The 19532-nt window shown below is 46.1% G+C and carries 21 protein-coding genes and 2 pseudogenes; 12 read left to right on the forward strand and 11 right to left on the reverse strand.

What is annotated here, in order from left to right:
- Nucleotides 1–60: 60 nt before the first annotated feature.
- A pseudogene (locus ACFQNG_RS07445) lies at nt 61–1057 on the forward strand (S66 family peptidase).
- A gap of 308 nt (nt 1058–1365) precedes the next feature.
- Here the strand turns inward: ACFQNG_RS07445 and ACFQNG_RS07450 are convergent.
- Nucleotides 1366–1488, reverse strand: a complete 123-nt coding sequence (locus ACFQNG_RS07450; RefSeq protein ID WP_379864265.1) for a hypothetical protein — start codon at nt 1486–1488, stop codon at nt 1366–1368.
- Between the two features lie 399 nt (nt 1489–1887).
- Here ACFQNG_RS07450 and ACFQNG_RS07455 point away from each other — a divergent pair, with 399 nt between their 5' ends.
- The 3 genes from ACFQNG_RS07455 to ACFQNG_RS07465 all read left to right on the forward strand — a co-directional run bounded on the left by ACFQNG_RS07455 (nt 1888) and on the right by ACFQNG_RS07465 (nt 3144).
- Complete coding sequence (locus tag ACFQNG_RS07455) at nt 1888–2364, forward strand: hypothetical protein (RefSeq protein ID WP_379864266.1); 477 nt, start codon at nt 1888–1890, stop codon at nt 2362–2364.
- 110 nt (nt 2365–2474) lie between these two features.
- Entirely contained in the window at nt 2475–2729 is a 255-nt protein-coding gene (locus ACFQNG_RS07460; protein ID WP_379864267.1) for an AbrB/MazE/SpoVT family DNA-binding domain-containing protein, read from the forward strand.
- Nucleotide 2730: 1 nt separating this feature from the next.
- Nucleotides 2731–3144: a type II toxin-antitoxin system death-on-curing family toxin gene (locus ACFQNG_RS07465; RefSeq protein ID WP_379864268.1), complete on the forward strand. Its 414-nt coding sequence runs from the start codon at nt 2731–2733 to the stop codon at nt 3142–3144.
- Nucleotides 3145–3466: 322 nt separating this feature from the next.
- Here ACFQNG_RS07465 and ACFQNG_RS07470 read toward each other — a convergent pair whose 3' ends face one another.
- The 4 genes from ACFQNG_RS07470 to ACFQNG_RS07485 are packed head-to-tail and all read right to left on the reverse strand — an operon-like array spanning nt 3467 to nt 7459.
- Nucleotides 3467–4261, reverse strand: a complete 795-nt coding sequence (locus ACFQNG_RS07470) for an SDR family NAD(P)-dependent oxidoreductase (RefSeq protein WP_379864269.1) — start codon at nt 4259–4261, stop codon at nt 3467–3469.
- 33 nt (nt 4262–4294) lie between these two features.
- Nucleotides 4295–5230: an aldo/keto reductase gene (locus ACFQNG_RS07475; RefSeq protein ID WP_379864270.1), complete on the reverse strand. Its 936-nt coding sequence runs from the start codon at nt 5228–5230 to the stop codon at nt 4295–4297.
- A gap of 12 nt (nt 5231–5242) precedes the next feature.
- Nucleotides 5243–6214 carry an LLM class oxidoreductase gene (locus ACFQNG_RS07480; protein ID WP_379864271.1) on the reverse strand — a complete coding sequence of 324 codons (972 nt, stop codon included), beginning with the start codon at nt 6212–6214 and terminating at the stop codon, nt 5243–5245.
- A gap of 30 nt (nt 6215–6244) precedes the next feature.
- Nucleotides 6245–7459, reverse strand: coding sequence for an MFS transporter (locus ACFQNG_RS07485; RefSeq protein ID WP_379864272.1), 1215 nt, complete (start codon nt 7457–7459; stop codon nt 6245–6247).
- Nucleotides 7460–7724: 265 nt separating this feature from the next.
- Here ACFQNG_RS07485 and ACFQNG_RS07490 point away from each other — a divergent pair, with 265 nt between their 5' ends.
- Together ACFQNG_RS07490 and ACFQNG_RS07495 are read left to right on the forward strand one after the other, a co-directional pair.
- The gene (locus ACFQNG_RS07490; RefSeq protein WP_379864273.1) at nt 7725–8057 is read left to right on the forward strand and encodes a winged helix-turn-helix transcriptional regulator; all 333 of its coding nucleotides are present in this window, start codon (nt 7725–7727) and stop codon (nt 8055–8057) included.
- 263 nt (nt 8058–8320) lie between these two features.
- The gene (locus tag ACFQNG_RS07495; protein ID WP_379864274.1) at nt 8321–9193 is read left to right on the forward strand and encodes a LysR family transcriptional regulator; all 873 of its coding nucleotides are present in this window, start codon (nt 8321–8323) and stop codon (nt 9191–9193) included.
- Between the two features lie 41 nt (nt 9194–9234).
- On the opposite strand, the gene ACFQNG_RS07500 is transcribed toward ACFQNG_RS07495, so the two are convergent.
- Complete coding sequence (locus tag ACFQNG_RS07500) at nt 9235–9894, reverse strand: type 1 glutamine amidotransferase domain-containing protein (RefSeq protein WP_379864275.1); 660 nt, start codon at nt 9892–9894, stop codon at nt 9235–9237.
- Nucleotides 9895–10636: 742 nt separating this feature from the next.
- Between ACFQNG_RS07500 and ACFQNG_RS07505 the strand changes: the two genes are divergently transcribed.
- The 3 genes and pseudogenes from ACFQNG_RS07505 (at nt 10637) to ACFQNG_RS07515 (ending at nt 12235) form a co-directional block, all read left to right on the forward strand.
- The gene (locus ACFQNG_RS07505; RefSeq protein WP_379864276.1) at nt 10637–11233 is read left to right on the forward strand and encodes a DJ-1/PfpI family protein; all 597 of its coding nucleotides are present in this window, start codon (nt 10637–10639) and stop codon (nt 11231–11233) included.
- A 111-nt stretch (nt 11234–11344) separates the two neighbouring features.
- Nucleotides 11345–11509 (forward strand): annotated as a pseudogene (locus ACFQNG_RS07510) (SpoIVB peptidase S55 domain-containing protein); the annotation flags it as partial.
- A 3-nt stretch (nt 11510–11512) separates the two neighbouring features.
- Nucleotides 11513–12235 (forward strand): NAD-dependent deacylase, encoded by a 723-nt coding sequence (locus ACFQNG_RS07515; protein ID WP_379864278.1) that lies wholly within the window; start codon nt 11513–11515, stop codon nt 12233–12235.
- Between the two features lie 37 nt (nt 12236–12272).
- Here the strand turns inward: ACFQNG_RS07515 and gltP are convergent, their stop codons facing one another.
- Together gltP and ACFQNG_RS07525 are read right to left on the reverse strand one after the other, a co-directional pair.
- A complete protein-coding gene (gltP, locus tag ACFQNG_RS07520; protein WP_379864279.1) occupies nt 12273–13544 on the reverse strand; it encodes a glutamate/aspartate:proton symporter GltP in 1272 nt (423 codons plus the stop codon).
- A gap of 236 nt (nt 13545–13780) precedes the next feature.
- Nucleotides 13781–13924, reverse strand: a complete 144-nt coding sequence (locus tag ACFQNG_RS07525; RefSeq protein WP_379864280.1) for a hypothetical protein — start codon at nt 13922–13924, stop codon at nt 13781–13783.
- Between the two features lie 203 nt (nt 13925–14127).
- On the opposite strand from ACFQNG_RS07525, the gene spo0A reads away from it, so the two are divergent.
- Both spo0A and ACFQNG_RS07535 read left to right on the forward strand, forming a co-directional pair.
- Complete coding sequence (gene spo0A, locus ACFQNG_RS07530) at nt 14128–14913, forward strand: sporulation transcription factor Spo0A (RefSeq protein ID WP_379864281.1); 786 nt, start codon at nt 14128–14130, stop codon at nt 14911–14913.
- A 475-nt stretch (nt 14914–15388) separates the two neighbouring features.
- Nucleotides 15389–15511, forward strand: coding sequence for a hypothetical protein (locus ACFQNG_RS07535; protein ID WP_379864282.1), 123 nt, complete (start codon nt 15389–15391; stop codon nt 15509–15511).
- A gap of 57 nt (nt 15512–15568) precedes the next feature.
- Here ACFQNG_RS07535 and ACFQNG_RS07540 read toward each other — a convergent pair whose 3' ends face one another.
- The 3 genes from ACFQNG_RS07540 to ACFQNG_RS07550 form a co-directional block, all read right to left on the reverse strand.
- Nucleotides 15569–15808, reverse strand: a complete 240-nt coding sequence (locus ACFQNG_RS07540) for a hypothetical protein (protein WP_379864283.1) — start codon at nt 15806–15808, stop codon at nt 15569–15571.
- 22 nt (nt 15809–15830) lie between these two features.
- Complete coding sequence (locus tag ACFQNG_RS07545) at nt 15831–16805, reverse strand: superoxide dismutase (RefSeq protein WP_379864284.1); 975 nt, start codon at nt 16803–16805, stop codon at nt 15831–15833.
- A gap of 103 nt (nt 16806–16908) precedes the next feature.
- Entirely contained in the window at nt 16909–17190 is a 282-nt protein-coding gene (locus tag ACFQNG_RS07550; RefSeq protein WP_379864285.1) for a DUF2627 domain-containing protein, read from the reverse strand.
- Between the two features lie 183 nt (nt 17191–17373).
- Between ACFQNG_RS07550 and ACFQNG_RS07555 the strand changes: the two genes are divergently transcribed.
- Nucleotides 17374–19413, forward strand: coding sequence for a sigma-54 interaction domain-containing protein (locus ACFQNG_RS07555; protein WP_379864286.1), 2040 nt, complete (start codon nt 17374–17376; stop codon nt 19411–19413).
- Nucleotides 19414–19532: the final 119 nt, after the last annotated feature.

A 19532-nucleotide genomic window follows, 5' to 3' on the forward strand; every position in this document is an offset into this window, starting at 1 on the left:
TACTTTGTTTCTTGATTGTTGTGATTGTTTCATCATTTCAAAACGCTTGGGAGGATGCGTATGATTAAATATCCTTTTTTAGAAGAAGGAGCGACAATAGGGGTAACAGCCCCTTCCTCTGGGATACCAATTGAACGACATGATATGTTTAGACTTGCATGTAGTCGTATGGAGATGAAAGGTTTTAACATCATTTGTGGAGACACGGTATGGACGCAAGACAAAGCAAAATCATCACCTGCCAAAAAACGTGCAGATGAGTTTAATCAAATGATGCGTGACGATGCGATTCATATCATCATTCCTCCTTGGGGTGGACAGCTCCTAATTGAGTTTTAAAAATATACGGAACAAATGGGTTTTAGGTTATTCAGATACAAGTCTATTGTTATTGGCCATTACTTTAAGAACAGGGATTGCGACTGCTCATGGAACGAATTTTGTAGATTTAAGGGGGGAATATTGGGATGGCACGACAGCCATGTGGCAGTCTGTCTTATCAACTAAAACGGGAGCATCCATCCTTCAACATTCTTCAGTTAAATATCAAAGGGAATGGCAATACAATCATCCATCACCATGTGTTTTTCATTTAACGGAGCCAACATATTGGAAAACGACTACAAATAACAAAGTAAAGATACAAGGTCGATTACTTGGCGGATGCATAGATGTGATAAGGCATCTCATTGGTACGCCATTCGGTAATGTACAAGGCTTCAGGAAAGAATTTATCAATAGAGAACCCATTTTATGGTATTTTGAGAATTGCGATTTAACAACAACAGATTTGCGTAGATCATTGGTACAAATGAAGTTAGCTGGTTGGTTTGAAGAGTGTTCAGGTATTATGTTTGGTCGCAGTGATGCGAATAAGCCTGTCCAAAACTACACAGTTGAAGATGTTTATAAAGAACTGTCTGATGAACTCCAAATACCAATCATATATGACATTGATTGTGGCCATGTTCCACCACAAATCACTTTCATCAATGGTGCTTATGCTGAAATGAAAGTAGAAAATGGAAAAGGAAGCGTCATCCAACACTTTAGGTAATATCAGCATTTGGCCAGCTTACTGAACCAAAATCAATTTATATTTACAAGTAGGCGCTGGGTTCCTACTCTACCGGGTAGAATGCGGTTAAATATTAAGAGGATATATGCGGATAAGAAAAGGCGACCTATAGAGGTTGTCTTCAAGCAAAACGCATGTTAATTTCTCACAAGAAAACCTCCACTGAATGCATCAGAGGAGGTTGTTTGTTTAAGTTCAAAGTGGATTCAATAAAAGGCTCTTTCATTTCTTTCGCGTGATCAAGTTGATAACTATATCTTCCTAGGATTCTTGTCGAGATGTTTGCATTAATGAAGGAGAGCAGACATGATCGTCATCAGACTTGATGGATGAACAGGTTCAGCAACAAAGGTCACACTTGCAATCAAGGTAAACATCACAAGTCCATAAACGATCAAAATTTTTTTCAACAATGAACCCTCCTTATTTGATATCAATTATAAATATTATATCATCTAATACCTTGATGTCATTCAGATACAATAATGGAAACTCATTAACTTAACGTGTTCCCGCAAAACGATTGGATATTTTATGTAACTGAGATTATTCAAGAGAAAATCATACGCTAAGGCGGTCGACGGCCAAAAAAACCGGCACCCTATGCGCTAAGAGAGGGCCTGGGTCAGGAAGGGAATGTAGGGAAGTTGTTGTTCTTAATCTTTCCCAAGGGCCCCTAGTTCATAAGAAAGTTTGTAAGCTTGTCCTCAATGATATGGCCGCGTTGGCCAAACCATATAAGTGACTTGACTTTCAGCATCCGAAAGAAACAATTCCGCTCGTGGAATCCTTTCAAGGGCATAACGGGCATGGGAAAGATCGACACTTTTATCAAACCGACTGTGAAAAATCAGGGTGGGGGCGGTTCAGCCGCTTTCCTTTTTTGTTCCGAATTCATAGCCGCCAGGGCTTTTTCTACTGGCATCGTGGTAAATTGTTTCATCATTGCTTTCATTGTCCCTTCGGGATTCTGCTTTAAGAAGCAACGAAAGAGCGCCCAGACGCCATTCTCAGTAAAAACCCCGGCCACGGGTAAGCACGTCTTCGATTGTCTTCATGGCCTCCAGGAGGCGCTGTTGGTCCCCTTCGGAGCGCTTTTGTCGGTTTCTTTTGGGACGGGGAACACCGTGTTCCAGAACGGAAAATCCACCTTCTTTTCTTCCAGTATATCTGGACTGAAAAGGGGAGGGAACAATAGGTCCCAAACATGTTACTGTCCACCCAGGGCATCAAAAAAGGCCAAAAACGAGATGTTCTCTTCATCCCGGCCTTTTGAAATAGTGTAAATGAGAATATACTTAATCATATTGGCTTAATTCCTTGATCAATGTTTAATGAGATGTTTAGTAATGTATAATGAAAAGAAGCAAAGATGCCTTGTTTAAGAGGTGGGAAAATGAACGATGCAATGAAAAATGCCAAGGTCTTCTCAAAGGTAACATCTAAAGGGCAGATTATTGTCCCGGAGGAGATCCGTGAAAAGCTGAACATCAAAGAAGGCGATCACATTGCTTTTGTTGAAGTGGATGGACAAATCGTTGTGCAAAAAGCGGAGGTTGTGCCATTCCCTTCCAATCCTGACCTGTATCGCTCCTATCAACGGACCAAGGAAAGATACGAAGAAGCCTTGAAAAACCTCAAGGAGCGTTGACATGGGGATGATTCGGTATTTGTCTGTGGTTGACATGATCGAGTTCCATCATATGATGATGAGTGATTTCGGTGAGGGGGAGCAGGCGGGGGTCATGTTTGAGGACCGGTTGCTCTCTATTGCCGAACGCCCTAAATCTGTCTATTTTGGTGTCGAAATTTTTCCAACCATTTGGGAGAAAGCGGGAGCATTGGTTCAGTCGTTGGTGCAAGTTCACCCATTTCACAACGGGAACAAACGAACGGCGCTGGTATGTTTGGATGCGTTTTTGTATATGAATGGATACGATCTGACGATGCCCAGCCAATACGCCGAAGACTTGATGGTTGCCATTGCCGTCAATCCCGAATACAAAGGGGATGATGGTGTCAAAGCAATCGCACGGGTCATTAGGCAAAACACGTTACCCATTTGATAAAAACGGCGAACAAAGTTATGTCTTAATCGTTTTAAAATATCTTTATAACTTTGCGAGCGAGAAAACCTCTAGCTTCAGCTATGGGGATAAGGCGATTGTGCATATATGAAAAAATACAGCAAGGGGATGTCAGATGAGAATTGATCCTTTTCATTGCGGTGTTTGCGGAAAAAAGTCAACAATCACGTCGGTCCCAAGTATATCGCGATGAGTTTAATCAATGTTCCATCTTGCCTAATAACGTTGAAAGGAGGGCCATCGAGCCCTCCTTTATCTATTATGACGCTTTTGTGTATCCCGAATATACCACTTATTGTTATTAAAAAATAGTGTGAACCAGTCCTCCATCAATTCTGAGTGACGCTCCGTTTATCGCCGAGGAACGCGGACTGCACAGGAATGTGACGAAGGAGGCGATTTCTTCCGGGCGAATCAGCCGTTGAATCAAAGAGCTTGGTCGATGCTCCGACATAAATCGCCGCTCCGCTTCTTCCAATGGCATGGATTCCCCTTTATAAAGCTTTTGAATAAACTCCTCGACTCCTTCCGTGAGCGTCGACCCCGGCATGACGGTATTGACAGTCACTTTTGTGCCTTTTGTCAGTTCGGCCAAGCTTCTGGAGATGGAGAGCTGCATCGCTTTGGTCGCGCTGTAATGTGCCATTTCGGGAGAGGGCATGATCGCTGCTTCGCTGGAAATGAAGAGGATTTTTCCTTCATTTCGCTCCAGCATTCGCTTGAGATAATGCCGAGCCAATCGCACGCCACTCAAGATGTTTGTTTCAAACATCTTCTGCCATTGCCCGTCTCCCGTTTCAAAAAAATCGGCGGGCTCAAAGATTCCCAAATTGTTGATCAAGATATCGATTTCCGGATATTTTTGGATGATCTCTTCGCTTCCCGCCGTTGAACTTAGGTCCGCGACTGCCGGGCGAAGGGACGATTGGGGATGAGATGCTTGAATCTCTTGCATTGTTTGCCGCACTTTCGCTTCTGTTCTTCCATTGATAATGACCGTGCACCCTTCAGAGGCAAGCATTGTGGCAATGGTTTTCCCGATCCCGGAAGTGGAACCCGTAACGAGAACTCTTTTTCCCTCTAAAAACAAGTCCATGTCGAATCCTCCATAGCTTATTTTAAATCTCCCTCAGATTTCAGTCATCTTGTCCAGCGCAACGATATCTTCTGATGCCAGTTTCCATTCTGCGGCCGCCACATTTTGGATCACTTGCTCTTTGTTTTTTGCACCCGTAATGACGGTGGTCACGGCTGGTTTTGCCATAAGCCAGTTTACCGCGACTTGGGCCATCGGCTTGTTGTAACGATCGGCGACGGTGCGGATGTTCTCCACTTTTTCCAAGTTTGCTTCAAATTCCCCTTCTTCAAAAAGCGGATTGAACTGACGGCGAACGTCATTTTCGGGCAGTTTCGTATCTTTGTTGAATTTCCCTGTTAGCAATCCTTGCGCGAGGGGACTGTAAGGGATGAATCCCATGCCCACACGCTCCGTGTAAGGATACTCCGCTTTTTCCACGCCGCGTTGGAGCAAGTTATATTGGGATTGAAGCGAAACCACATTGGCGTATTTACGCGCTTCTTCCATCTGTTCCACAGAGAAGTTGGATACGCCAATATAACGGATTTTGCCGCTTTGGACAAGTTCATTGAGTGTTTCCATCGTTTCTTGGATGGGTGTTTTGTTGTCCGGCCAGTGCACTTGATACAAATCGATGTAGTCCGTGCCCAGGTTTTTCAGGCTTTCATCAATTTCGTGCAAGATGTTTTTTCTGCTCACATCAAATGCAAAATCACCTTTACTGTCCCACACAATGCCAAACTTCGTCGCGATGATGACTTTGTCCCGAACGGGCTTGAGTGTTTTCCCGAGAATGCGTTCAGATTCCCCGTAACCATAGAAAGGTGCGGTATCAAAGAAGTTCACTCCATGGTCAACCGCGGCCCGGATCGCTTCGACGATATCTTGTTCTCCGACATTTCCCCAACCCGATTTTCCGGCGGCCCAGGCCCCAAAGCCAATCACAGAGACATTCAGTTCGCTATTTCCCAATCTTCTTTTTTTCATGATGTTTCTCCTTCATTTTTTAGTATGGTGAAACTCAGGCAACACATATTCAGCCAACTCGTGCAACACGTCCGGAATGGGACGCTGAGAGTGGCGGAAATTGAAAGCGACATGAGAAACGCCGATATCTTCCAATGTTTTCAGGTGGCGAAGCAGTTCGTTTCTTCCAATCGTCGCTCCAAATTTGAACGGCTTCGCCGGGTGGTGCGGATGCTCGTGAAGATCCAAATGATAGGCGGTAATATAAGGCTTGCTTTCCGTCATTCCATGATCTTCGTGCGCTTTTTTCCACTCGCCAATCTGGTGCTCAGTGGAAGCGATCCCTCTGGGATAATTAAACCAGGCATCCAGATGTTGAGCGATCCAGTCCAGCGTTTGCGTTCCCCGGCCCGCCATCGCAAGCGGTATCGTATGTTGAACAGGCTTGGGGAGCAGATCCAATTGGTTGCCAAATAGCATTTGATCCTTCTTCCAGGCTTCTTTCATCATGTGAACGCTTTGTCGAAAGATTTCGCCTTTATTTTCTTCTTCCACCCCGAAGATCGGAAACTCCACCGGGCGATCCCCTGTTGCGACACCCATGATGAATCGTCCGCCCGAAAGTTGATCAATGGTGGAGGCGGCTTTGGCTACATGATAAGGATGGCGCAATGGGAGGACAATCGCTCCTGTGGCTAAAATGACATCATGCGTGATGGCGACCAGATATCCCAAGTAAGCAAAGGGATCAAACAGTTGGGCCGCATCACCGAAACGATGGGGGTCAAAAAAAGGTACATCCCGTATCCACATGGATTTGAAACCAAGTTGATCTGCCAAGCGGGCATATTCCGCATGGCGTTCCATATTGGGGACACCGAAGGGACGCCCCTCTTTTTTCGCTTGTTTGAGCCCTTCCGGAGACCAATCGGTATCCATGGGAAGCTCAACCCCAAGTGTCATGCGCGAAGAAGGAATCATTTTCCGCAATGCAGAGATACTCATAAGAAGCACCTCCTTTCTCGAGACGTTGTATCAAACTTGTTCTTTTTGTTCCAAAACCATGCTCCAACCGGTCAGTATCACGGCTCCCACGACCATCAGCGCTCCAACCCAGGAAGTGTGAATGAGTCCCAATGAATCTGTGACCATTCCTCCCAGATAGGAGCCGATCGCAATTCCCGCATTAAACGCGGCAATATTGATGGCAGAGGCAACGTCCACTGCGGAAGGAACGTATTTTTCAGCCAACTGGACAACAAAAAGCTGAAGTCCGGGAACGTTCATGAAAGCGAACAGTCCCATGAAAATGATCGTAATAAGCCCCGCAGTTTTGAAAGGTGCGGTAAAAGTCAAGACAAACAATACGACCGCTTGAATAATGAACATATAGAATAGGGATTTGACGGGATTCCGATTCGACAGTTTCCCCCCGATGATGTTTCCAATCGCTATCGCGATTCCGTAGACAAGCAGAATGACGCTTACGGCACTTGCTTGAAAGCCCGTGATTTCCTGCAGTAATGGAGAGAGATACGTAAAGGAAACGAATGTCCCTCCATAACCCAAAGCCGTGATGATGAAGACAAGGAGCAAACGGCCATTTGTGACCAGTTTCAATTGATCACGGAAGGACGTAACAGCCCCCCGATGGAGATGGGAAGGAATGAGAACCGTGTTGGCAATGAGAGAAATCAGGCCGATCACGGCAATTCCCGCAAAGGAAATCCGCCAACTAAATGTTTGGCCGATAAATGTGCCAAACGGAACGCCTGTGACAGTGGCCACAGTCAGACCGGTGAACATAAACGCAATGGCACTCGCGCGCCGGTCTTCCGGAACCAGGTCCGCTGCAATCGTCGAACCGATGGACATAAACACCCCATGGGAAAGGGCTGAGATGACTCTGGCAACTAGCAAGACCCCAAAGCTTGTTGCTGTGGCGGCGAGACTATTCCCGATCACAAATACAATCATGATCCACATCAGCAGCGTTTTTCTTGACATCGCCGAAGTAAGAGAAGTCAAGATCGGCGCGCCAAAAGCCACTCCCAGGGCATAAAGGGAAACAGTGAGTCCGGCTGTCGTGACAGGAACATGCAAATCCTTTGAAATGGGTGGCAACAATCCCACACTGATAAATTCTGTCGTGCCAATGGCAAAAGCGCTAATGGCTAAAGCGAGCAGGGGAAACAAACTTTGACTTTGCTTGCTCTTGCTTTTTTCACTGGATAAAGTGTGTGTGGTCATAAAAATACCTCCTTGAATAGAAAATGATTTATTTCAATTAAATAAATGGAAATGGAGAAAAACAGATAATGAATTAATCTGTTCACTCAATCTGGAAATTCATCTCGACAACCACGGGACTTATTATGTAACATATACTTATGTTTTGGAAGTACGTACTTTTTAGTGATATTGATACTTATTAGTGATATAGGAACCAATAAGTAACATAGTTACTAAAAAGGAACTATTGACCGATATCATTCAAACAGGAGGGAAAAACGCAATGAAAACAGCGGATAAATCCTATAACATTCCCGTCGAAGCAACTTTGGAAGTGATCGGCGGAAAGTGGAAAACCGTCATTCTGTGCCATTTGACCCACGGGCCGATGCGAACAAGCGAACTGAAAAAAGCCATGCCAAACATCACCCAAAAAATGTTGACGCAACAGTTGCGTGAATTGGAGGAAGATGGTGTTATCAACCGCATTGTTTACAATCAAGTTCCACCCAAAGTGGTTTATGAACTGAATGAGTTCGGCTGGTCGTTAAAGCCCATCTTAGATCAAATGTGCGCATGGGGAGAAGAATATATCAAAGAGCGATCCAATAAATAAGCAAAGAAAGCAGAGGATCTGGTGTATGTTGTTTCTAGGGCGTGTCTGGCAAATCAAGTTGACCATTGGGAGAAGGCGGAAAAACCTTTTCCCAATGAGCGCCGATGGACAAGTGAAGCGAATGGGAATACGGTTTTGGAGCCGCCGACATATTGATCAGACACGCCCTAGACACCTCTGCTTTCATACTAACAATCACTTTATATTAGGCGTCGCATTGGATTGTTCATTTAAAAGAGAGATGAAAGGACAGGGCAATAAAGATGGTGGATTTTGAATGGTATAGAAGCTTTATCAGCATTTACAAGCACAACTCCGTGTCGGAAGCAGCCAAATCCAGAATGATGACCCAGCCTGCTATGAGTCAACATTTAGCTTCTTTGGAAGCGGAGATCGGGGAAGCCCTTTTCACAAGAACCTCAAGAAAAATGAAGCCGACAGAGAAAGGCAAAGAGCTTTACACACAGGTGGCTCCTCTGATTGAATCATTGGAAGAAATCACGATGGGCTTTAAAGCTTCCTCTTCCTCCACAATGCCCGCCGTCAGGATCGGATCCGCGCCGGAGTTTTTTCGCGAAAAAATTCTTCCCAACCTGGATCAAATCAATATGAAAATGATTGCCCACTATGGCATTGCCTCCGTTATTTTGGAGCTGTTAAAGGAAGATAAAGTCGATGTGATCATCACATCGAAAAAATATCAAACGCCCGGCATTGAACATATTAAACTGATGGATGAAAAGTTTGTTATCGTGGCTTCTTCAACCATGGAAATTCCGGAGATTGCCGATCTGGGTTCTCTTGAACAATGGTTGTCCTCCCAAAGATGGCTGAGTTATGGATTGGAATTGCCGATCATCAGAAGGTTTTGGAGAGAACATTTAAAAAAACGCCCATTATTGCAACCTGTCCATGTGCTGCCTGATTTGCATATGATTTTGAACAGCATTGAAAACGGGGATGGAATGAGCTTGCTTCCCACCTACATGCTTGAAAAGTCGATCAAGTCTGGAACAGTGAAGGTGGTCTTCAGTGAGTATTTCGTTATGAATGAATTGTATGTGGCTTATAAACTGAAACATAAAAACGATCCATTGATCAAAGAGATCGTCGATTTTATTAAGAGTACTTGCTGAAAAAAGCTGGCATCGCCATGGACACCAGCTTTTGATTAAGGTTAACCTAGTTTTTCAATCACCGATTTTGTCACGGCGAGAGTGGACTGCGGATTTTGTCCGGTAATCAGGTTGCCGTCCACTTCATGATGTGTTGTCCAGTTTGGTGCGGCAACAAAAATGGCACCCAGTTCACGCAGTTTGCTTTCAAGCAGAAACGGCATATGGCGATCAAGGGTGGTTTCCGCTTCTTCGCGGTTGGTAAAGGCGTTGACGCGTTTGCCGGCCACAAGCGGTTGACCGTTCGACAATGTGGCGCCAACCAAACCTGCCGGACCGTGGCAAACAGCAGCAACAATCTTATTTCCTTCATAGAAACCACGCAGCAATTCCTGAAGTTTTTGATTCCCTGGCAGGTCGAACATGGTGCCGTGACCGCCCGGCAAGAAGATCGCATCGAAATCTTCGGCGGTCACTTCATCAAGTTTCACTGTGTTTTCCAAGTTTTTGGCCGCATCCAAGAAGTCTTGCGGCGTGTTTTCATCTACGCTGCCGGGATCGATCGGACCTTTGCCTCCAAGAGGACTGGCCACCGTAACCTCGTACCCTTTCTTTGTGAATTCGATATATGGTTCGGCAAACTCTGACAGCCAAATGCCCGTCTTTTTGCCTTCATTCAATTCTGTATGATTAGTGACAACCATCAACACTTTTTTTGCCATTGGTGTTTCCTCCTCATGATCTATTTATGTGTTGCAAGTATTATTGTAGTGAAAGACAAACTATAAAACAAATTATGAAATAGTAGGTTATATATAAATATATTTATATATTTGCGCGAGACGGGTGCAAAGGCATTTCCGCCCTCAAGGTAGTGGTTGACGGTTGTAACCATTACAAAAAGGTGACCTGTCAAAGAAGATCACTTTTTTTCCATCCTGTCGTTATTTCATTTGATGCAAATAAATGTCCCGCTCCTATTCCATACCGATTTTGATTCATGTTTCATCATCCCATGATCTGTGAACCTCCCGGGATTTTTGCATGATTGAACGTTTACAGACTTTTTTGACTTGGGGTAAGATGAAAGGGATTGGTATGATTGATATTCCCAGACGGGTTAGTTGTAACCATAGTGGGATTAAAAGGCCAATACCAACGTACTGCAACACAGGGGCAATGTATAGGCTATGTGAAGCTTCGCCCTGGTTCCAGCCCTCGCTCTTTTGAGGCAAGTTCACTTTGTCCATGAATATCTACGAAATGATTATTTAGCTTCATTTCTGTAGAATGACGTAGTAATCCATTCATTTCGTATTTTATTTAGTACAGTTAAAATAGTTTTGACCACTTCCCATGCCTAATGGCAGGGAATTCTTGGGTAATCCCGCGACGCTCGCTCTCATCCCCATAGCTGAAGCTAGGGGGTTTCTCGCTCGCATTGATATAAAAAGGGGTGGAAAGGTGAACAGACAATGGAGTGTAGGTATTTTAATATTTGAAGATGTCGAGGTGCTTGATTTTGCAGGCCCTTTTGAAGTGTTCTCTGTCACTACCTACCCGGATGCACAGTCTAAGCCTTTTGTTGTAAAAACGATATCGGAAACTGGTAACCTCGTACTTGCTCGTAACGGTTTAAAAGTCCAACCTGATTATAGCTTTGATAACGCGCCACATTTTGATATTTTGATTGTCCCGGGAGGTCCGGGAGCGCGTAATCGTGAAGTTTACAATGAAAGAGTTATACAGTGGCTTTTGAACCGTATGGATCATGTTCAATTAATGGCTTCCGTTTGTACTGGAGCACTTTTATTAGCCAAGGCAGGATTGCTTAATGGAAAAAAAGCAACGACTCATTGGGCCAGTTATGATCGTTTGGAAAATGAATTTCCGGAAATCTCTGTGCAACGAGATGTGAAATTTGTTGATGAAGGAAACATTCTTACATCTGGTGGGATTTCGGCTGGAATGAACATGTCATTTCATATAATAAAAAGGCTATTAGGTTCAGACATTGCTCAAAGGACAGTTAAACGAATGGAATATGATATCATTTTGTGAGACCATCATAATTAAGTAACAGACATAACCTGCTCTTGTGGTGTCGGGTAGGGCAAGCCAAGAGACCAGGATATAGGTTCATGAAAAGGCTCATGCTATGTTAAACCGAAAAGTAGGTGCAGTGTGTTTACGCATGTGTTTGTAAATGATCCAACTTCGGGGTATGGAACGTTTATTGAATGGATGTTACAGGATGCAGGTGTGATGCAATCTACAGCGGGTGCCCTTCAGGCTTCCGCTTTTTTTTGGACAATAACAAAAAGCAGAGGAGGATAAAAGATGATCAGCGAGTGGATGGATCAGTCGAACAAAACGGTGGTTTTCACCGGTGCAGGCATGTCAACGGAAAGCGGATTGCCTGATTTTCGTTCGGCGTTGCAGGGAATGTGGCGCAACAAGGATCCGAAATATTATGCAAGTACATACGCGCTTACGCACGCACGGGCAGAGTTTATCCAATTTTACCGACAGCGGATAACGGGATTGCTTGCCCATCGTCCGCATGTAGGACATCATTTGTTGGCGGAGTGGGAAAGGCGGGGGCGGGTGCAGGGAATTATCACCCAAAATGTGGATGGGTTTCATCAAGCGGCGGGAAGCTTGCGGGTGGCCTCATTGCATGGAAATTTGAACCGATTGTTTTGCATGGGATGCCAAGCGACTTACCCGGCGGAACAATTTTTAACCGATGCTGGAATCCACTGTCAATGCGGCGGATTTATTCGACCGGCTGTTGTCTTATTTGGTGAAGCGCTGCCGGATCATGAAGTGAGATTGGCGGAAGAATTGATTTCGGGTGTGGAGCTGTTGATCGTCCTCGGTTCGTCTTTGCAAGTGAGTCCCGCCAATCTGTTTCCCTTGCTGGCCAAAGAGCAGGGGGCAAAGCTGGTGATTGTCAATTGGGAGCCGACCGAATTTGACGAAGAAGCCGATTGGGTAGTGAACGGGAAGAAAATAGGGGATTGGTTGCAACAAGTTCACAGGGAATTGAATCAAAAATAAGACTGCTGGTTAACCTAAACCAGCAGTCTTATTTACATTAGGCCGCTTTCTTTACTTCGGCCAGATAAGATTGTCCTTTTTGATCGTCATACTGTTTTTCCCATTTGGACATCACAACCGCGGCCAAGGAGTTTCCGACGACGTTTACAACGGTGCGAGCCATGTCCATGATGCGGTCAACTCCCGCGATAAAGGCCAAGCCTTCCGCTGGAATTCCGACAACGTGGAGCGTAGCCAACAGCACGACGAAGGAGACGCCGGGCACCCCTGCAATCCCTTTCGAAGTAACCATCAGCGTTAACAGCAAGGTCACTTGTTGGGTAATGGAGAGATCGATTCCGTACATCTGTGCGATGAAAATGGCGGCAATCGCTTGATATAGCGTAGAGCCATCCAAGTTGAACGAGTATCCGGTCGGAATGACGAAGGAAGTGATCGCTTTCGGACAGCCGAATCTCTCCATCTTCTCGATCAATTTAGGCAGTACCGTCTCCGAACTGGAGGTGGAGTAAGCCAAGATCAATTCGTCTTTCAAGATCCGGATCATCGAGAAAATGTTGATGCCGAACAAACGGGCGGTGAGGCCGAGGACGACGATCACGAAGAAGATCATCGCCAAGTACACCAGAATAACCAGCTTGCTCAATGGGATCAGGGACTGCAAACCGAATTTGGACACCGTAACCCCAATCAGCGCAAATACACCAAATGGAGCGAACTTCATAATCGTGTTGGTGACATAGAACATCGCGTCAGCGACGCCTTGGAAGAACTGCAGCACCGGTTTGCCGCGTTCGCCGATGGCGGCGACGCCAAGACCAAACATGACGGAGAAGAAGATGATGGCCAACATGTCCCCTTCAGCCAAAGAGGAGAACAAATTCTTTGGCACGATATTGACAAACGTTTCCACAAAACCGTGATTTTCCACTTCGCTGGTGGTATCTACATATTTTTGAATATCTGTTTTTTGAATCGCTTTCATGTCGACGCCGGCACCAGGCTGGAAGACATTGGCGACAACCAAGCCGACGAGCAGGGCGATCGTGGTGATAATCTCAAAATAGAGAATGGTTTTACCGCCGATCTTACCAAGCTTTTTGATATCCCCCACACCGGCAACGCCGACCACGATACTGGCGATAACGATCGGAATCACGATCATCTTGATCAAACGCAAGAAGATATCCCCGATCGGTTGCAGGTAACTTTCTATGTTGGGATTTCCATAGAATGCGGCGCCGACAGCAATACCAAGAATAAGCCCGATCAAGATTTGCCAAGCTAAACCGATTTTTTTCTTTTTCATAAAACCACCTCACGCATAACTTGATAAATGAAAGAAATTTATACTCGCAATAATAAAATAACATGATCATAACATTTGACTTAGTCAATAATCGCACGTTAAACATGTTAAATTATTTTACGTTGTAAATCAACCTTTATAACAATAATAATATTAGTTAGAAAAGAGATTATATTTTTTATCGTTGCAAAAAAGAAAACCGAATGGCAAACATGGCCATTCAGATGGGTGCGGTTCTATGTAGATGGACGATCAGGACCGGTTAATTTTTTATCACTGACAAAGGTCTTGGTCCCAGTCGTTTTCATCGCGGGTGACGCTTGTTTGTTTTCCCGCTCTTTCTGTTGTTGTTCAATGCTTCGGAAATCACGTTGTTTCATTTTTAATCGCCTCCTTAGTTTGTATGGTTCTTCAAATGGGTAAAAGATATTCGATGAAGATAAATGGTTTATTACTAAAGTGAAATAATGATTTCCCGAGATTTACAAATTTTCCGTATTCAACACCGGAAATTGCAGGAAGATTTTCTCGTTTGTCGAATGGAAAAAAGGAAACTGGTATGGATGATTAGGAGGGTCTCTCATTGAATCAGATCCGGGTCATATTAGCGGATGACAATCGGGAATTCGCCGAGCTCTTAAAAGAGCATCTCATGAACCAAGGGGATATCGAGGTGATCGGAGTTGCTCACCATGGTGGCGAAGTGATTGACATGATTAAACAGCGGGTACCGGATGTACTCGTATTGGATATTATCATGCCACATCTGGATGGTTTGGGCGTATTGGAACAAATCCAACAGATGAACTTGCAACCAGTGCCCAAAGTGATTATGTTGACCGCATTTGGGCAAGAAAACATAACGCAGCGAGCGGTGGAACTTGGTGCTTCTTATTACATACTCAAACCATTTGATTTGGATGTGCTAACCCATCGAATCAGGCAGATGAAGGGGATCAGCGGCAAGGCGTCGTTTGTGAAGGCGGCGCAGGTGAGCGTGTCTGCTCCACGGGCGAATAACTTGGATGCCAATATCACCAACGTGATCCATGAGATTGGCGTGCCGGCCCATATCAAAGGCTACCTCTACTTACGGGAAGCGATTTCCATGGTTTATAACGAAGTCGACCTGCTCGGGGCGATTACCAAGTCGTTATACCCACGGATCGCGGAAAAGTACAATACCACCCCAAGCCGTGTGGAACGGGCCATCCGCCATGCGATTGAGGTGGCTTGGAGCCGGGGAAACATGGACTCCATTCGCAATCTGTTTGGTTATACCATCAATGTGTCGAAAGCGAAGCCGACCAACAGCGAGTTCATTGCGATGGTCGCCGATAAATTGCGGATTGAACACAAAGTTGGCTAGCTTCAAATCCTGAAAACGTCCTCAACCGATTTGCCATGCAGCGGAGCGTTATTTCTTGAAAAGGTTTTACAGAAACAGCCATCTGAAAGCCTACGGTTTTAATCGTGGGCTTTCAGATGGCGTCTCAACTCTGTCAGTTGATGATGTTGCAATAACCTCTGGACAGGAGCCAACGATGTTACCGTTTGTGATACATTGGGTAACTTCGGTGGCTCCTTTTTGTTTCGCCAATAAAAGAATGATTAAAATAAAATTCATATTTAAGTGAGGATTTCACTTCTCTCCTCATTTATGATAAGGTCATAATACCAGCTACTAATTTGCCCATTTGATCAAGAAGGCCCACATAATCTGAACCCGCTCTAGCCGATACTGTTGTTAGATGATTACATAACCATTGGGGTGCGAGCAAATGACAGGCTATCAGATCATAAGGGTATAGCTGGATGAACACGGTTTCTTTACGCAGGTATATGTGGATGATAAGATTTATGCGGATCGCAACGAAGCGGAGAAAAGTGTAACCAAGCTGATGGAGACAGACAAACGGATGAAAGCTTATCGAATCAAAGAGGTTACCATTTTGCCGAAACAGTAAAGAGACAACCAGCCGTCCCATTATCCTGCGCGAATGGCTGGTTGTGCGTTTTTGTGTTCATTTCACCTCGACGCGTTCATTGCGGTAAAGCAGGAGGCGATGTTCACGGCGAACCGCTTCAATCTCCCGCAAGAGTCGGCGTGCCCCTTCGTAATCACGCGCTTGCAAAGATTGGCGATATCGCTTTTCCAATGGGGCGATCACATCGCGATAAAACAGATTGGCTTGGTTCGTGTAGCGGGGTTTCGGCGGATTATTCGTTTTTTTCTCTTTCTTATACGCCTTGTTTTTGGTCATGGAAACCACCTGCCTCGAGCGTTTAATAGGGTTGCCAGAGAATTTGGCGGGCGATGCGGAAACGTTCGCTGACATGGGGCCAGTTGACCACATGCCACCAAGCGTCAATATATTCTTTTCTCTTGTTGGGGTACTTAAGGTAATAGGCATGTTCCCATACATCGAGCGGCAGGAGTGGAATGACATCCTGTTGGGACAAGTTTTGGTGTTTTTCCGCTTGCAAGATTTCGAGATGTTGGGCGCGGGGGCTCCAAACCAAGATGGCCCAGCCACCGCCTTCCACTTTCTCCGCGGCTTCGGAAAAATGCTGTTTAAACGCCTCAACACTGCCAAAATCTTGGATGATTTGTTTCCTGAGCGCGCCTGTGGGCTCGCCCCCACCGCGTGGACTCATGCTTTCCCAGAAGAGCGTATGGAGATAATGGCCAGCCCCGTTAAAAGCGGCTTCCCTCTCCCAATGCTTGATCAGCGAAAAGTCTCCCGTTTGCCGTGCGTGCTCCATCATGTTCTCCGCTGTGTTCAGGTCATCTACATATTTTTTGTGATGTTCGTCATGATGAATGCGCATCGTTTTTTCGTCGATATAGGGTTCCAGCGCATCGTAGGGATAAGGCAGAGGGGGGAGTTGATGTTTTCCGATGGGCACCGGCTGATAAGCGATGGAAGTGGCTGCATCCCGTGGGTCAGTGCCTCCCTCGCTCGGATGATTGGAGGTTGAGGCAGAGGGTGATGCGGGAGCACAATACAACAAGGGTGTGCATTGCTTTAGCCAATGGTTCCATTGTTGCTCTCCATATGCTCTGAGATACGGGTTTGGGGTGAAGAGAGTGTGCTCTATGTGGGTAAGTTGTTCCTGCAATTGGGACAACAGCTCGAGCTGTTCTTGATCGGTTGTCGCTTGAGATCGTTGGTTGAGCCAGTTGCGGAAAAAGGAGATAGATGAGGCTATCGGTCCATGGGACTGGCGGGCATTCCAGATAGACTGTGGATAAACCATGTGCTTCCCCTCCTCACATCGTCATCCTCAGGTTATGTGCCCAGCGGGGAATGGGTGAATGACAGCACAAAAAAACATCCGCCCATTTATGCGGATGCCCCATTTAGTGACCCGGTTTGTTGTGGTGGGTTGGCTCGTTTTTCTTGCCGATGAGTCGGGGTTGGATTCGCTTTCGTTTGCGGTCATGGTGAAAGAGAAACCCGCCGATCAGGGCCAAACCCATGATGAGAAGGGTAAGTCCGCCCAAGAAAGGAAGCCAAGCCATTCCCCGGCCGCCAAAGGCGTTGAATAAGACGTCCCGCATCAATGTCCAACCGTATATGGCGAGCACGCCGGGCACACACATGAGCAGGATCGCGATAATCCGTTGATAAACTGGTTTCATGTTGTATCCGTCCTTTCTGTATATCAAGGCTAATAGTAACGCAATTTAGCGTTTATGGCTAGCCGTCCCCGGTACTGTTTACCTTACTGGTGTCCAAACATCCAAGTCAATGGGGCGAAACAACGTTTGCAGCAAACAGAGTATGGTAAGATAGGGGACGGATGGAAGAAAGGAGGGAGACGATTGCAATCCTTTTTGATCGTTGGCGGTGGCAAAGGCGGAAAAGCCATCTTAGAAACCCTTTCCTCAGTCGATTTTGTTCGTGTGATTGGTGTGGTCGACTTATTGTCAGATGCTCCCGCGATGGTGGAGGCGCGTAAACAAGGGATTCCGACCTCTGCGGATGTGGAAAGTTTTCTGACTCCCCCTCCTGATGTGATTTTGGAAGTGACGGGTCGAAGAGATGTGTTGGAGCGTTTGATGTCCTTGGATTTGCCCAAAACCCATGTGATTTCGGGAGCCATTGCCCAATTGATGGTCAAGCTGGTGGATCAGGCCTGGAAACGGAGGCAAAACGAGTTGGAGGCGATCATCAACTCCACGCATGATGGCATGATCGCCGTCAATCAACGCGGTGAGGTGACGCTGTTCAATAAGGCGGCGGAGCGGATGATCGGCATTGAAGCGGGACAAGCCTTAGGGCGACCGGTGACCCAAGTGATTTCCAACACGCGCTTGGATTATGTTCTCAAGCAGGGAGTCAGTGAGTTGAATCGGCGGCAAACATTGGAAAATGGGCTGGAGATTATCACCAACCGCGTGCCGGTCAAAGGGCAGGATGGAAACGTGATTGGCGCCGTTGCCGTTTTCCGGGATATTAGTGACATCAAGCAGCTGACACAGCAAGTGCTTGATCTGGAAAGCATGAGAAGCTTGCTGCAAGCGATTATCAACTCGTCTGATGATGCCATCTCAGTGGTGGATGCCGAGGGGATGGGGATGTTAATCAATCCCGCCTACTCCAGATTAACTGGCTTATCTCCTGAACAGGTGATTGGCAAACCGGCGGAAACGGATATATCCGAAGGGGAAAGCATGCACAAAAAAGTGTTGAAAACGCGCCAGCCGGTACGCGGGGTTCATATGAAAGTGGGGCCGCATCACAAAGAAGTGGTGGTGAATGTGGCTCCGATCATCATTGGTGAAGAGCTAAAAGGCAGTGTGGGCATTATTCACGATGTGACCGAGCTTAAACAACTGAACCGGGATTTGGAACGGGCGCGGCGCATCATTCGCACACTGGAGGCAAAGTATACATTTGAGGATATCATTGGCAGCAGCGAGTCGATGCGCCATTCGCTCTTGCAAGCCAAACAAGCGGCGCAAACCCGGGCGACCGTGTTGTTGAGGGGGGAATCGGGCACAGGGAAAGAGTTGTTTGCCCATGCGATACACAATGCGAGTGACCGGAAGTACAGCCAATTTGTGCGGGTCAATTGCGCCACCCTTTCGGAGACGTTGCTGGAAAGTGAATTGTTTGGATATGAAGAGGGGGCTTTTACCGGAGCGAAACGCGGCGGAAAAAAAGGGCTGTTCGAAGAAGCGAGCGGCGGCACCATTTTTTTGGATGAAATCGGAGAATTGAGTTTAAGCACGCAAGCGAAGTTGTTGCGGGTATTGCAAGAAAAAGAGGTGCTCCGGGTGGGGGGCACGAAATCGATTCCCGTCGATGTGCGTGTCATCGCGGCGACCAATGTATATTTGGAAAAAGCGATTCAAGAAAAACGGTTCCGCGAGGATTTGTATTATCGCCTGAATGTCCTGCCGATCCATATTGCCCCTCTGAGGATGCGGAAAGAAGATTTGCATGATTTGGCTTTGCACCTGATCAAAAAGTTTAACCAGGAGTATGGGCGGCAAGTGAATGAGATTGATGTTGACGCCATTCACGCTTTATCGCAGTATGATTGGCCGGGAAATGTGCGCGAGCTGGAGAATGTCTTGGGACGGGCGATGATCAACATGGCGTTTAATGAAACGACGATGAAACGGAACCACATTCCCCCGCTTGATCTGACGCGCATGTCGCAACCGGAGACGATGGCGGCGATTCCCGATACAACAAGTGACAAAATGCTTAAAGATGTGTTGGCGGAAGCAGAACGGAAACATATCACCCAAGTTTATCTGGAGTGCGGTCAAAATAAAACAGAAACGGCGCGGCGGTTGGGGGTTTCCATCCGAAGCCTTTATTACAAACTGGAACGATATGGACTTCTATAAGTCTGCATAATTTTGCATGCACATGGATGCAGGAGGTCTGCAAGGGCTTGCAAATGATTTTATTTAGGTATGAAATGGATAGAGCGGAAGAATCGAACTTTTGTTACCTGCCGATTAGT

The organism is Laceyella putida (assembly GCF_042665195.1).
GTDB classification, from domain to species: domain Bacteria; phylum Bacillota; class Bacilli; order Thermoactinomycetales; family Thermoactinomycetaceae; genus Laceyella; species Laceyella putida.